This is a genomic window from Chlorobium sp. (assembly GCF_036528655.1).
GTDB lineage: Bacteria > Bacteroidota > Chlorobiia > Chlorobiales > Chlorobiaceae > Chlorobium.
In genome coordinates this window covers 291,364-304,880 of record NZ_JAIGND010000006.1, presented here as the reverse complement: position 1 = coordinate 304,880, position 13,517 = coordinate 291,364, and the positions used below count along the sequence as shown (strand labels likewise).

Annotated in this window: 16 protein-coding genes; 9 read left to right on the top strand and 7 right to left on the bottom strand. The window is 54.4% G+C overall.

The annotated features are described in order from the left end of the window. Window positions 1-16: 16 nt before the first annotated feature. From infB to K4305_RS03455, 9 genes are all read left to right on the top strand, one after another. Window positions 17-2,794: a translation initiation factor IF-2 gene (gene infB / locus K4305_RS03495; RefSeq protein WP_331560947.1), complete on the top strand. Its 2,778-nt coding sequence runs from the start codon at window positions 17-19 to the stop codon at window positions 2,792-2,794. Window positions 2,795-2,811: 17 nt separating this feature from the next. Next, on the top strand, window positions 2,812-3,171 hold the full coding sequence (gene rbfA, locus K4305_RS03490; protein WP_331560946.1) for a 30S ribosome-binding factor RbfA: 360 nt from the start codon (window positions 2,812-2,814) through the stop codon (window positions 3,169-3,171). Between the two features lie 27 nt (window positions 3,172-3,198). Then, window positions 3,199-3,930, top strand: coding sequence for a tRNA pseudouridine(55) synthase TruB (truB, locus tag K4305_RS03485; protein ID WP_331560945.1), 732 nt, complete (start codon window positions 3,199-3,201; stop codon window positions 3,928-3,930). 7 nt (window positions 3,931-3,937) lie between these two features. After that, on the top strand, window positions 3,938-4,906 hold the full coding sequence (locus tag K4305_RS03480) for a bifunctional riboflavin kinase/FAD synthetase (RefSeq protein WP_331560944.1): 969 nt from the start codon (window positions 3,938-3,940) through the stop codon (window positions 4,904-4,906). Window positions 4,907-4,951: 45 nt separating this feature from the next. Next, on the top strand, window positions 4,952-5,221 hold the full coding sequence (rpsO, locus tag K4305_RS03475) for a 30S ribosomal protein S15 (protein WP_331560943.1): 270 nt from the start codon (window positions 4,952-4,954) through the stop codon (window positions 5,219-5,221). A 78-nt stretch (window positions 5,222-5,299) separates the two neighbouring features. After that, entirely contained in the window at window positions 5,300-6,187 is an 888-nt protein-coding gene (locus K4305_RS03470) for a YicC/YloC family endoribonuclease (protein ID WP_331560942.1), read from the top strand. Between the two features lie 6 nt (window positions 6,188-6,193). Beyond that, complete coding sequence (gmk, locus tag K4305_RS03465; protein WP_331560941.1) at window positions 6,194-6,775, top strand: guanylate kinase; 582 nt, start codon at window positions 6,194-6,196, stop codon at window positions 6,773-6,775. Window positions 6,776-6,787: 12 nt separating this feature from the next. Beyond that, window positions 6,788-7,141, top strand: coding sequence for a DNA-directed RNA polymerase subunit omega (locus tag K4305_RS03460; protein WP_331560940.1), 354 nt, complete (start codon window positions 6,788-6,790; stop codon window positions 7,139-7,141). Then, on the top strand, window positions 7,119-7,616 hold the full coding sequence (locus K4305_RS03455) for a VOC family protein (protein ID WP_331560989.1): 498 nt from the start codon (window positions 7,119-7,121) through the stop codon (window positions 7,614-7,616). Before K4305_RS03460 ends, K4305_RS03455 begins: the two co-directional genes overlap by 23 nt. 6 nt (window positions 7,617-7,622) lie before the next feature. Here the strand turns inward: K4305_RS03455 and K4305_RS03450 are convergent, their stop codons facing one another. The 7 genes from K4305_RS03450 to fni form a co-directional block, all read right to left on the bottom strand. After that, a complete protein-coding gene (locus K4305_RS03450) occupies window positions 7,623-8,372 on the bottom strand; it encodes a sugar phosphate nucleotidyltransferase (protein ID WP_331560939.1) in 750 nt (249 codons plus the stop codon). 27 nt (window positions 8,373-8,399) lie between these two features. Then, on the bottom strand, window positions 8,400-8,786 hold the full coding sequence (panD, locus tag K4305_RS03445; protein ID WP_331560938.1) for an aspartate 1-decarboxylase: 387 nt from the start codon (window positions 8,784-8,786) through the stop codon (window positions 8,400-8,402). Between the two features lie 27 nt (window positions 8,787-8,813). Next, window positions 8,814-9,356, bottom strand: coding sequence for an LPS export ABC transporter periplasmic protein LptC (gene lptC, locus K4305_RS03440; protein ID WP_331560937.1), 543 nt, complete (start codon window positions 9,354-9,356; stop codon window positions 8,814-8,816). An 18-nt stretch (window positions 9,357-9,374) separates the two neighbouring features. After that, on the bottom strand, window positions 9,375-9,935 hold the full coding sequence (locus K4305_RS03435) for an OmpH family outer membrane protein (protein ID WP_331560936.1): 561 nt from the start codon (window positions 9,933-9,935) through the stop codon (window positions 9,375-9,377). Window positions 9,936-10,185: 250 nt separating this feature from the next. Continuing rightward, window positions 10,186-11,334 carry a DNA-processing protein DprA gene (gene dprA / locus K4305_RS03430; protein WP_331560935.1) on the bottom strand — a complete coding sequence of 383 codons (1,149 nt, stop codon included), beginning with the start codon at window positions 11,332-11,334 and terminating at the stop codon, window positions 10,186-10,188. A gap of 10 nt (window positions 11,335-11,344) precedes the next feature. Continuing rightward, on the bottom strand, window positions 11,345-12,343 hold the full coding sequence (locus K4305_RS03425; protein WP_331560934.1) for a polyprenyl synthetase family protein: 999 nt from the start codon (window positions 12,341-12,343) through the stop codon (window positions 11,345-11,347). Then, complete coding sequence (fni, locus tag K4305_RS03420; protein WP_331560933.1) at window positions 12,340-13,425, bottom strand: type 2 isopentenyl-diphosphate Delta-isomerase; 1,086 nt, start codon at window positions 13,423-13,425, stop codon at window positions 12,340-12,342. The genes K4305_RS03425 and fni overlap by 4 nt, the downstream gene beginning before the upstream one ends. Window positions 13,426-13,517: the final 92 nt, after the last annotated feature.

Here is a 13,517-nt window from a genome sequence, read left to right as displayed (position 1 = left end):
TCGACAGGAGGATGTAATGGCCATTGAGGAGATGGAAAAACGATTTCGTATCAGCGACATAGCAAGGGAACTTCAGGTCAGTCCCCAGGAAGTCCTGCAGTTTGTCAAACAGGAAGGGGGCCGCGTGGCGTCTACATCCTCTATGGTCGATCAGGGTACTCGCGAGTTGATTTTCGGCCATTTCAGCGATGAGAAGAAAATGGTCGATGAGACGTTGAAAATCAGGCAGGAAAAGCAGCGCAGGCTTTCAAGGCTCGAAGAGCAGTCCAGGAAAACCTATGAAAAGGAACGCCAGCTGAAGGAAACTCTCAGCAGCGGAGTGACTTCGGCGGCAGGCCAGGACGTTAAAAAAGAGGGAGCCGTTCTGCAGGCAAAGCCGGTCGTGCCCGAACATGTCAGAACGGAAGAACTGGATGCCCTTGCCGCGGCACTCTTTCATGCCGAGCCTGAAGCGCAGGCTGCTGATGAAGAGCCTGCCAGGCCGGAGGAGGTCGTTGCGGCCGCTATCGAGGATGTGCAGCCTGAAGCTCCTGCGGTTCAGGAACCCGCACCTGCTCCTGTTGTTCCCGAAACTCCTTCGGTGAACGAGCAGCTTGTTTCTTTTGCCGCTCCCAGAAATATCGGAGGTCTCACGGTCATCGGCACTCTCGACATGCAGTCCCCCTTCGAGCGCGGCAGCGAGGCCGACAAGAAAAAGAAGGGCCGTAAAAAGAATTTCCAGGAACAGGCCGACGAGCTCAAGGGGGAATTCGAAACGACCGTCGCCGAAGACGGTACCGTAAAAAAGAAAGTGGTCAAGCCTGCCGGCGAAGAGGGCGCTGCGGCTGCGGCGACCGACGATGCAGCGAAAAAGAAGAAGGGCAAGAAGAAGAAAAAGCCTGAGGTGGATGACAAGGTTATATCAGCCAATATCAGGACTACCATCAGCGGCATGGACGACAGCGGAGGATCAGCTTCCCGTCAGAAATTCCGCAAGATGCGCAAGATCGAGCGCGAGCGCGAGCAGGAAGCTGCCGACGCGTTTCGCGAGTCGCAGCAGACGATCGTCAGGGTTACCGAGTTCGCTTCTCCGCATGAACTTGCCGAACTTATGGGTGTCACCGCAAGGGATATCATCCAGAAATGCTTTCAGCTCGGCAAATTCGTTACCATCAATCAGCGCCTCGACAAGGAAAGCATCGAGCTGATAGCGCTTGAATTCGGTTTCGAAGCCGAGTTCATTTCCGAAGTAGAGGCAACTGCTGTTGTCGAAGAGGCGGACGAGCCCGAAGATCTGCAGGTACGTCCACCGGTCGTGACGATCATGGGCCATGTCGATCACGGCAAGACCTCGCTGCTCGACTATATTCGCAACAGCAATGTCGTCGCCGGCGAGTCGGGCGGCATCACCCAGCATATCGGAGCGTATGAGGTGACCGTGGAAGGTCGGCGCAGGATTACCTTCCTCGATACTCCGGGTCATGAGGCTTTTACCGCCATGAGGGCGCGAGGAGCCCAGGTAACCGATATCGTCATTCTCGTGGTAGCTGCGGACGACAGCGTTATGCCGCAGACCATCGAGGCGATCAATCATGCCAAGGCTGCCGGCGTCCCGATTGTTGTTGCCATCAACAAGATCGACAAACCCGAAGCCAACCCCGACAAGATCAAGACCCAGCTTTCCGAAGCCGGAGTGCTTGTCGAAGAGTGGGGCGGAGAGCACCAGTGCCAGGAGATTTCCGCAAAGAAGGGAATCGGTATATCCGAACTGATGGAAAAGGTGCTGACCGAGGCGGAAATCCGCGAGTTGCGGGGGAATTTCTCGCGAGAGGTCAACGCCCACGGTATTATTGTGGAGTCCGAGCTCGACAAGGGCAAGGGCGTTATATCAACGGTGCTCGTGCAGCGCGGCTTCCTGAAGGTCGGCGATCCTTTCGTCGCCGGAAACACGATGGGCAAGGTTCGCGCACTCATGGACGAACGTGGCAAACGGATTCTTTTTGCCGGTCCTTCCCAGCCGGTCAGAGTGCTCGGGTTCGAAGATCTCCCCCAGTCCGGCGATGTACTGACCGTCATGGACTCAGACCGGGATGCACGGGAGCTTGCCCAGAAACGCCAGATCATCCGCCGTGAGCACGAGTTCCGCCGCAGTACCCGCGTGAAGCTCGACAGCATTGCCCGCCAGATCAAGGAGGGCCTCATGAAAGAGCTGAACGTGATCATCAAGGCCGATACGGACGGTTCGATCCAGGCTCTGGCCGACGGCCTCATGAAGATCCAGAACGAAGAGGTGAAAGTGCAGATCATCCACCAGGGGGTCGGTCAGATCACCGAAACAGACGTGCTGCTTGCCGCGGCTTCGGATGCCATCATCATCGGATTCAGGGTTCGTCCGAACGTCAATGCCAAAAAGCTTGCGGAAAAAGAGGATCTCGATGTCCGCTTCTACAGCGTCATCTATCATGTGCTCGAAGACGTGGAGAAAGCGCTCGAAGGCATGCTCTCTCCGGAACTTCACGAGGAGAGTCTCGGCTCGCTGGAAATCCGTCAGGTATTCCGGGTTCCGAAAGTCGGCAACGTCGGAGGATGTTATGTGCTCGAAGGCAAAATTATCCGGGATTCGAAAGTCAGGCTGCTGCGTGAAGGCGTGCAGATATACGACGGGCAGCTCGATACGCTCAAGCGCTTCAAGGATGACGTCAAGGAGGTCGATGCAGGCTACGAATGCGGCGTCTCACTGAAGAATTACGACGACATTAAGAACGGCGATATTGTCGAGGCATACCGTATCGTTGAAAAGAAACGTAAACTCTGAACATCGGGAAACGGGTAATGTCGATACGAACCGAAAAAGTTGCTTCGCTGCTCCAGCATGAGCTTGGCGCCATTCTCGAAAAAGAGCTTCCGAGGAGCGGTGCGCTTCTGACGATTGTCGATGTCAAAGTCACCGCCGATCTCGGTATCGCCCGCATCTATGTTTCCATTATCGGATCCGCGGAGCAGCAGGCGGATATCATGGCATGGCTGCACGATGAGACTAAAAATATCCGAAAGTCGCTCTCGACGGTTATCCGCCATCATTTCAGAAGAATACCCGAGATAGAGTTTTATGAGGACCGGCTCTATGAAAAAGCAAACCGCATCGAGCAGTTGCTCAGAGAGGTCAGAAAATCGCCGGAAGGGCATGAATGAACGCTTGCGGAAAAACAGGACGGCGGGATGCACGAACATGGCAGCGAACAGCTGAACAGCGATAACGGAGCGTTTCTTCTGGTAGACAAGCCGCTGGACTGGACATCGTTCGATGTCGTGGCCAAAGTGAGAAACGCATACCGTAAAAGCGGGATGAAACGCAAGGTGGGGCACTGCGGTACGCTCGATCCCAGGGCTACCGGGCTGCTTATTCTTGCCACCGGCAGAAAAACACGCGAAATATCCGGGCTGGAGGCATTGGACAAGGTCTATGAAGGTACTATCAGACTTGGCGCTCAAACCGAAAGCCACGATACCGAAACGCCGGAATACGGCCATTGCGATACGGCACATCTCGATTTACGCTCCATACATGCCGCAGCCGCGGCTTTTACAGGCCCGTCTCTCCAGCAGCCGCCCATGCATTCGGCTGTCCGGCATAACGGCAAACGTCTTTACGAACTGGCCAGGAAAGGGCAGGTTGTCAATGAGCGCAAGGCACGGGAGATCGTGATACATCGTTTTGAAATCACCGCCGTCGATCTTCCGTATGTTTCGTTCGTGCTCGAAGTTTCGAAAGGAGCCTATATCAGGGTGATAGCCCATGAGTTCGGCCGCATGCTCGGCGTCGGGGGCTATCTTGCTTCGCTCCGCAGAACCTCGATCGGTTCGTATGCCCTCAGCGGTTCGCTGAGCGTAGAAGAAACGGTCGCAGCCATTCTTTTCGGTTGCGCGCTTCCGTCTGTACAAAGGAGTTGATTGTCCCATGCAGGTTTTAGTTTACCATAATCGCCAGTTGTGTCCGTACGGTACGCCCGATGCGCTCATATCTGACGCGAGGGAGGATTCCGCCGTGACCGTCGGTTCTTTCGACGGCGTGCATCTGGGGCACAGAAAAATCATTTCGAGCATGCTCGAAACTGCTCGCCGGCAGTCGCTCAGGAGCGTGGTCGTGACCTTCGATCCGCATCCGAGACTGGTGCTTAAAGGAGGAGACGGCGAAAAACTCGAAATCCTGACGACGATCGACGAGAAGATCGGGCAGATAGGCTCGCTCGGAGTGGACCTGCTTGTGGTTGTGCGTTTTACACCGGAACTTGCCGCCTGGAGTTCAGAAGAGTTTATCGGGGAGCTTCTGGTTCGGACGCTTTCTGCTAAACAGGTGACGGTAGGATACGATCACGGGTTCGGCAGGAACCGCAGAGGCAGCGGCGCCACACTTGCCGAGCTTGGCGTGGCTCATGGTTTTGCCGTTCAGGTTGTCGGCGAGCTGCGTATCGACGGTGCACATATTTCAAGCACAAGAATACGAACCCTGCTCCATAATGGAGCGATAGTCGAGGCTAACAGTTTTCTCGGCGCGCCGTATATGGTGAGCGGGCAGGTTGTCGACGGTCGGAAACTTGGTCGCGCACTGGGTTATCCTACCGTCAATCTCTCGATTCCCGACCCGAGGAAGCTGCTTCCCCATACCGGGGTCTATGCTGCGACAACAATAATCGCCGCTCAGCGATACAAAGCCATGATGAACATCGGCAGCCAGCCGACCATACCGGGAGAAAGAGGCAAACAGATCGAAGCGCACATTCTCGGATATTCGGGGCTGCTGTACGGAAGGGATCTCAGGTTCAGCCTTCATGCATTTCTTCGCGACGAAAAAAAATTCGGGTCTCTTGCCGAGCTGCAGGAACAGCTTGAAAAAGATAAAAAAACCGTCGAGTTGTTTTTTGAATAATATTATATTACAGGTCAGTTGATTTAACTTACTAAATGCATCGATATGAGTCTGACAAAAGAGAACAAGAGCGAAATTATTGCCCAGTTTGGCGGAGCTGCCGGGAATACCGGCAAAGCCGAGGTTCAGGTTGCGCTGTTCAGTCGCAGGATTACCGATCTTACCGGCCACCTGCAGCAGCATCCCAAGGATAAGCACTCCCGTCGGGGCCTGCTCATGCTCGTCGGAAAGCGCAAAAAAGTTCTTAACTACCTCAAGAACGTCGATATCGACCGCTACCGCAAAGTCATTGCCGAGCTCGATCTTCGCAAGTAATCCCTGTTTTTGCCTGATTCCTGCAGGGGTGTTCCCTGCAGCGGCTCTTAATAAAAAGTACGAAGCGAGGGAGATGCCATGTTGGAAAGCATGACCGGGTACGGCAGCGCAGAACGTGTGGAAGGCGGTGTGAGGATTCTTGCCGAGCTTCGTTCGGTCAATAACCGGTTTGCGGAAATCAGCGTCAAGCTTCCCCGTCAGCTATCGGCCTACGAGCTCGACGTCAGGGATCTTGTGCGTTCGAGGTTTCAGCGTGGAAAAATATCGGTATTCATTCAGTTGCAGACGGAACGCGACCAGTCCATTCCCGTTGTAGTCAATGCTTCGAAAGTGAGAGCCTACAGAGAACTGCTCGAAACCGTAAGGACCGAAGCGGGCATTGCGGCTCCGGTTTCGCTGGAGCACCTGTTGAGGTTTTCGGAAATATTCGATTCCGAAACCGGCAGCGAAGAGAACGTCGAGTGGTTGTGGTCGATAGTTCGGGAGCTTCTGCCGGAGGCTGCCGATGCATTGAAAAGCATGCGGCGTCGCGAGGGCGAGGAGCTTTCGCAGGATTTCTCCGCCCGCATAGCCGGAATTGATGGCACGCTTGCTGATATAAGGCGGATGGCCGCCGATAATCTCGACCAGACCAGGAAACGGCTTGCAGCAAAAGTCGAAAGCCTTGCGGCTCGCGATATGGCTTACAGTCGCGATCGTCTTGAAATGGAGCTGGTGCTTGCCGCGGATAAACTCGATATTACCGAGGAGCTGACCAGGTTTGCAAGCCACAACAAATTTTTTCTCGAAGAACTGCATAACAGCGAAAGCGGTACGGGAAGGAAGCTCAACTTCCTTCTTCAGGAACAACTGCGCGAGGCCAATACCATTGCGTCCAAATCGCAGAGCGCGGATATATCCCAGCGGGTAGTCCATATAAAGGAGGAACTCGAAAAGATCCGCGAGCAGTTGCAGAATATTGAGTGACAAGCCATGCCAGAGTGTATCGCGAACGGAAAACTTATTGTGTTTTCGGCACCGTCAGGTACCGGAAAATCAACGATTGCGGGAAAAGTTCTCAAGCGGATCGCCGGACTCGCTTTTTCCGTTTCTGCTACGACTCGCCCGAAACGTCCAGGCGAAGAGCATGGCGTGCATTACTATTTTCTTGATCGGCAGGATTTCGAAGAGCGTATCGCAAACGGCGGATTTATCGAGTACGAGTACTTTTTCGGCAATTACTATGGTACGCTGCTTGACAAAACTCTCGAAGCGGTCAATGCCGGACGCAATCTTCTGCTCGATCTCGATGTGAAGGGGGCTATGAACCTCAAAAAGCTGTTTCCCGGCAATGCTCTCCTGATTTTCATCAGGCCTCCCGATATGGAAACGCTCAAAACCCGGCTGACGGCGAGGGACGGCGAAAACCCTGTCGGCATCCAGGAGCGGCTCCAGAGGGCGGAACTCGAGCTTGGATATGCCTCATCGTTCGACGAGGTCGTCGTGAACGACGATCTGCAAAGAGCTGCCGACGAGGTGACGGCAATAATCACGAAATTCCTTTCAACTACGTAAATCACAAGATACATGTCGGTTAAACCCGTTGATTTGAACAGGTTGAGGAGCGCGCATGCAAACCTCTACGAAACGGTGGTCGCTATTTCGAAAAGAGCGCGCCAGATACATGAAGATGAACGCTCCGAACTCGAAGAAAAACTGCTGCCATACAAGGAGATGATCCGCAATCCGGCAAGCGAGTCTGAATCGGACAGGATTTTCCCGGAGCAGATCGCCATAAGCCTTGAATTCGAAGGCCGGGAGAAAGCCTCGCACAAGGCGGTTTCAGAGTATCTGAACGGCAGGTACGACTATACTATCGAAAAGGCGGCAGAACAAAAACCGGTGCAGGTTGAAGATGATGATGAAACTGACGGGGATTAACCAGATAACCCTGCGCGTCAACGACCTGCGGCTCGCCGAGGATTTTTATGCAGGCATACTCGGGATGAAAATCGATCACAGGGTCGGCGCCAATATCACCTACCTGAGGCTCAATTCTGATATGCTGGTGCTTGTCAAGGCCGAAACGCCCGGAGCTCCCGAAGCGAGAGACATCAGGGTAGACCATTTCGGTTTTCGCCTCGCTTCCGATTCGGAGGTCGATGAGGCGGCGGTTTATCTCGACGACCGCGGCGTGCACCTGATTACCCGTCCGGCTCAGAGACGCGAGGGGAGGGCATTTTTCGTCATGGATCCTGACGGCAACCTCATCGAGTTCTACTCCATGCACACTACCGGAATTCAGATCGACGACAGGGCTGTCGAAGATGCCTCTCCGTCGCGTCTGGCCGCCGGCAGCAGGCAGAAAATAGCCGACGAGTCGGATGTGAAAAAGCCCCGTCGCTCAAGAAAATAACAGGAATCACCCTCTTTCGTATCCGGGCAGCTTCAGGATCCGTTCCGCTTCGAGAAGCTGCTCCGGCGTATTGATGCCGCGGATTTCATCGGCATGCCCCGTTTTCCATGCGCATACCTTTCTGCCTTTGTCGAAACAGATGCCGAAAACGTCGGTAAGATAGTACTCACCCTGGGCGTTATCGGCCCTGATCTCTTTCAGCGCTTCGAACAGCACCTCCGCATCGAATACATAGACGCCGGAATTGATTTCATGCACCATGCGTTCTTCAGCGGTTGCATCCTTGTGCTCGACGATTCGCAAGACCTCGCCGTTATCCGGGTTTCTCACGATTCTTCCGTATCCGGAAGGATCGTCAAGTTCTGCCGTCAGCACGGTTGCCCTTGCCTGCTCCTGACGGTGGAATGCGATCAGTTCCGCAAGCGTTTTCCTTCGCACAAGCGGTGCGTCACCCGAAAGAATCAGCACGTCGCCCGAAAACCCGCCAAGAGCCGGCTCAGCCTGCATGACGGCATGTCCTGTGCCGAGTTGAGGCTGCTGCAGGACAGGGACGACAGGAAACATAGCCATCGCCTCAATAACCTGTTCGGCCCGATGGCCGACGATAAGTACCGTTTTTTCAGGCATGAGGCTTTCCGCAGTATGAATCACATATTCTACTATCGGTTTTCCATTCGCAGGATGCAGTACTTTCGGCAGATCGGATTGCATACGGGTTCCTTTTCCTGCCGCCATGATGATGATTGCAAGCGCCATAGTCGCTACATTTCGTTTATAAGGGGGTTACGACAGCGGTTCGTCTTCTTCGCCGACGCGGTGCCTGCGTTTCGGATTATTGCTCCGGTCTACGATAAGCACCATCGGTTTATGCTGCAACGCCTTTTCCTGATCGATAAGGGCGAATGTCATGATGATGATTTCATCGCCGGGCAGCGCGCAACGCGCTGCAGCGCCATTGAGCTGTATCTCTCTTGAACCGTGAGCCCCCTTTATGATGTAGGTTTCGAAGCGTTCGCCGTTGTTGTTATTGACGACGAGAACCTTTTCGTTCGGAATCATTTCGGCAAGCTCGAGCAGTTCGCTGTCTATGGTGATGCTTCCCTCATATTCAAGGTCTCCGCTTGTTACGATCGCGTTATGTATTTTTGATTTCAGCAGATGTAATTTCATGAACAGATTAGACGGTTGGTTTATCGGTTACTTGACAAGAGCTTCGCCGCTGGCTTTGAAAATTCTGTACTTTTTCAGGGCCTCGTCGCTTTCGAAACCGATGCCCTGAACGGTTCCATCGGGATCTGATATGGCGACGCGGCTGTTCGAACGGATCAGCCTGTCTTCAGCCGTACGTTTGAGGTAAGTCGTTTTCAGCACGGTCTGTCCGGACGTGGCGACCACGTTGCCGTATGCTTCGATATCCTGATTTTCATGTACCACAGCCCTGTCGGCCGTTATGGTGGTCGGGGGATTGCCGGTATTGCCGTAAAACGCAACGGCAACTCCGCCCTCAAGGATATAGACGCTCTTTCCCTCTCTCTGGAATTCCTCGGCATGTGCGGCCCTGAGGGATGCTTTTTTAATGCCGGCGTCCGTAAGCGCGAGATCGAGGTTCCAGCTCTCCTGTACGGGTTGTTTATCTGCCTCGAAAGGCGTCTCAAGCGAACGGCGCTCCTCAGGGGGAGCGCCGCAGCCGCCTGAGAGCAGAAAAGCCGTCAGGTTCAGAAAAATTGCAAAGCGTTTCAACGCGAAATCAACAGGAAATTATTTAATGTTCAGCTGATTCATCACCTTGAACGTGAGATCGTGGTCGGCAGTACCGTAGATCATGACGGATTTGTCGAGCACAAGCGTGAACCCGTCTTTCTGTGCAAGTGACTGTACGGCGCCGAGAGCTTTCTGTCGGATCGGAGCGATCAGTTCCTGTTCTTTCTTGTCCACGATGCCTCCACGTCCAAACTTGTCCTGCTGATATTTCTGTATTGCCTGGCCTTTCAGGTTCAGTTCCTTTTCTTTCTGATCTCTTGCGGCTTTTGCCATGGAAGGCGCCTGCTGCTTGTATGCTCCAACTGCTTTTTCGAAGTCGCTTTTCATGCGCTCCAGTTCTTTCTGCAAGGGGGCAGCTGTTGCCTGCAGGCTTGCTTCTGCCTGTTTGGTTTCCGGCATCTGCTGCATGATCCTTCCGAAATCAACCACGCCTATCCGCTCCGCGCCCGGGGCCGCGAAAGCCGATGGTGCGGCAAGGAGCAAGCCGAGAACCATTGCCGGCACAAATCGGCGCGTCCTCTTCATCACTTTTCCTGCGCAATGCATCATGTTCATCATGTACCTTCTTTGTTTGGTTGTTATTTATTGCCGGGAAGACCCGGTAAGGGTAGTTTACACCCATCAAAGGTAATAATTCCCCGATAAAATCCATAAAAAGGCAGAGAAACGCAACAAGCCGAAACAGGATGACCAAAAAACGGCATTATCAGCATTGCCGATCCCATGGCACGATATGGCATGAGTTCCTGTGCCGCAGTAAACAGGCGATACCGTTTCGCAAGCCGATGATGACTATTCTTTTCATCTGTTATCTGTTCCTGCAGAAGAACTGGCCGGGCAGCTGGACGACGGCCTTTTTCAGTTCAAGATCGAATAACAGGACGAGCAGTTCAGAAGTGTCGTATCCGGTCAGCATGGAAAGGGCATCGAGGTGTACCGGATCGGTATCCAGGCTTGAGAGCAGTCGTCGCTCCTCTTCGGAAATAGCGAGAGCCGCGCTGCCGGTACGGGTTGAGGCAATGGCCGTACCTCTGAGTGCGGGAATGTTCAGCTCATCAAGCACATCCTCCGTTGCAAGAACCGCTTTTGCCTGACCTGTCTGGATCAGCCGGTTCGTTCCTCGCGAATTGTGAGAGTAGATGGTTCCCGGTACGGCGAATACCTCCCTGTTCTGTTCAAGCGCGCATGAGGCCGTGATGAGCGCGCCTCCTTTCAGGTCGGATTCCACGATAATGGTGCCGAGCGTCATGCCCGCGATTATCCGGTTCCGTTTGGGGAATTTTGCGGGGAGCAGTTCGGAGCCGAACCGCTCTTCCGATACGAGGGCGCCCCGTTCAACGATTTCAGGCCAGATTTTTCCCTTCGGATCGGTATAGATCTGGTTGACGCCCGAGGCAAGCACGGCGATGGTTCGTCCTCCGGCCCTGATTGCGGCATCATGCGCAGCCGTATCGATTCCGTAAGCAAGACCGCTGACGATTTCCACTCCACGGGCAGCCAGTTCGCCAGAGAACTGCGCGGCAGCCTGTTTTCCGTATGTCGATGCCCGCCTGGTTCCTACCACCGCTATCGACGGATGATCGGGATCGGAAAGGGATCCCCGTACGAACAGAAAGGGCGGCGGATCGTAAATTTCTTTCAGAAGGGCCGGGTAAGCTGGATCGACAATCGTCACCAGCGCGGCCTGATGGCGTTCCAGCTCTTCAAGCTGGAGAAGAGCGGCTTCTTCGGCTTCCCGTCTTTTCCCGGCGCAGGAAAGGAATCCGGCTATCTCTTCGGCCAGCGAGCGTCCGATACCGGGAACCTCCAGAAAAACATCAGCCGATGCCCGAAGCAGATCGGGCCGGCAGCCGAACCGGTCGATGACAGCTTTGATTCTTGCCGGACCGAGTCCCGGAATGCCGGAGAGCGTCAGCAGAAAAAGCCCGGCCTCCAGTCCCTCATGCGGCTCCTTCATCGGCTGGATGTCAGAAATCGCGCTTCATGAGAATACCTGCAAACCCTTTCAGATATTCTCGTCCCTCGGCATAGGGCAACGGTTCCAACGCCGCAAGCGCATCCTCCGTGTCGCGGTTGATCATCGCGCGGGTTTCGTCGAGTACTCCGCTTTTTTCGAATATTTCGCGCACTTCGGTTACGCGTTCGGCTCCGATTCCGTTGTTGTCGATGATGGACTGCAGCAACTCCCTGTCGCTGCCGGAGGAGAGCTCTATGGAGCGCAGGAGCAGGTAGGTTTTTTTCCCGTTTATCACGTCGCCTCCGGCTATTTTGCCTGACTTCCCGTTATCTGCCATAATGTCGAGGAAATCGTCCTGGATCTGGAACGCCCTTCCGATTTTTTCGCCGAAGGTTACCAGCGAGTTCAGCTGCTCCTCTGTTCCGTTTCCGGCTACTCCTCCTGCTTCGAGGGCTGCAGAGATCAGCCGGCCGGTTTTTTTTGCGATCATGTCGAGATAGTCGGCGATCGTGGCGTTTTTTTTCTCCTCGAGTTCCATATCGAGAGCCTGGCCTTCGCAGATCGTGATGTTGGCGTGATTGAGGATGTGGATAAGTTCCCTGTGCCGCAGGGTCTTCGATTGCAGGGCCAGTTCATAGGCATAGGCGATCATCATATCTCCCGACAGGATCGCGGCATTCGTATTCCACTGCTTGTGGACGGTCGGGCGTCCGTGCCGCAGATCGGCCTGATCCATGATGTCGTCGTGCATCAGGGTGAAGTTATGCAGGATTTCGACGGCCAGCGCTGCGTTGAGGGCCTCTTCAGAGGAGCCGCAGACCGATTCCGCGGCAAGCAGGGTAAGAAACGGCCGGATTCTTTTTCCTTTTCCTTCGAGAATGTACCTTGCCGGAGCGTAAAGGGTTTTCGGATTGTCGGAGCTGAAGCATCCGGAAAGTGCCTCGTTGATGCGCTTGTGGTAGCGGCGATATTTTTCTTCGACGAGTGTCTGCTCGAGGGTGATTGTCATGAGAGGATCGGTCGGTGTTTATAGATGAGATGCTGTTGGCCAAGCTGTCCGGGCGACGGCGTTCCGGTCAGAAACAGGACAGCCCTCAGATCGTTCAGCCAGGTTTCTATGGTTTCTTCGAGACGGTTTTCGTGCAAAGCCCTTAGCAGTTGGCCAGCCGATGCCGCAATGCCGGCGCCGAGGGCAAGCGATTTGGCTATATCGATACCGCTTCTGATACCGCCGGACGCGATGATTTCGAATGATCCGTATGCCGGCAGTTCTTTCAGTTTCGCTACTTCGGCAATGCATCGGGCGGTAGGTATACCCCAGTTCAGGAGTTCTCCGAGTGCTTCGCGACTGAACCGGTTTTCATTGCCCGACTGGCGGATATAGCGTAATTCTTCCACTTTCTGCCAGCTGATGCCTCCCGCACCCGCAACATCGATTACTCTGACTCCGGCATCGAGCAGTTTTCCTGCGCAATCGCCGGAGATGCCGCAACCAACCTCCTTGGCGATGAGGGGGACCGGAACGGCAGCGGCAAGTCTTGCTATTTCGTCAAGTACTCGTCTGAAATCGGTATCGCCCTCGGGCTGGAACATCTCCTGCGCGGGGTTCAGGTGTATGATCAGCGCATCCGCTTCAACCAGCTCAAGCAGGGTAAGGATGTCGGCGGCGCTCAACCCTTTGGCAACTTCCGGCGCACCGATATTGGCCAGCACCGGGATTGAGGGAGCATATTTTCTTACGACGGCATAGCTTTCGCGCTGAGAGCCGTTTTCCAGAGCCTGGCGCATGCTGCCGATACCGAGCGGGATGCCGAAATGTTCGGCGGCTTCGGCAAATCGGCGGTTGAGCATGACCGCCTTGTCGAAGCCGCCGGTCATGGACGAGATCATGAGCGGCGCGCCTATTTTTCTGCCGAGAAAGGTTGCCGTCAGCCCGATATCGGAAAAACGCAGTTCCGGCAATGCGTTGTGGCGGAATCCGAGCGTCTCGAACCCCGATGTTGTCCCGTCAAACAGGACATCGTCCCGAAGGCACAGCTCCACATGGTTATGCTTGCGTTCAATTGTTATATTGGAGGGTGCGTCGTTCATGCGGTTCTGCATCTGGTTCCTTCATGATTTTGTATACGTGAGCATAAAAATAAAACTTAATAAAAATATCCCAACTTTTCAGCCAGTCATTG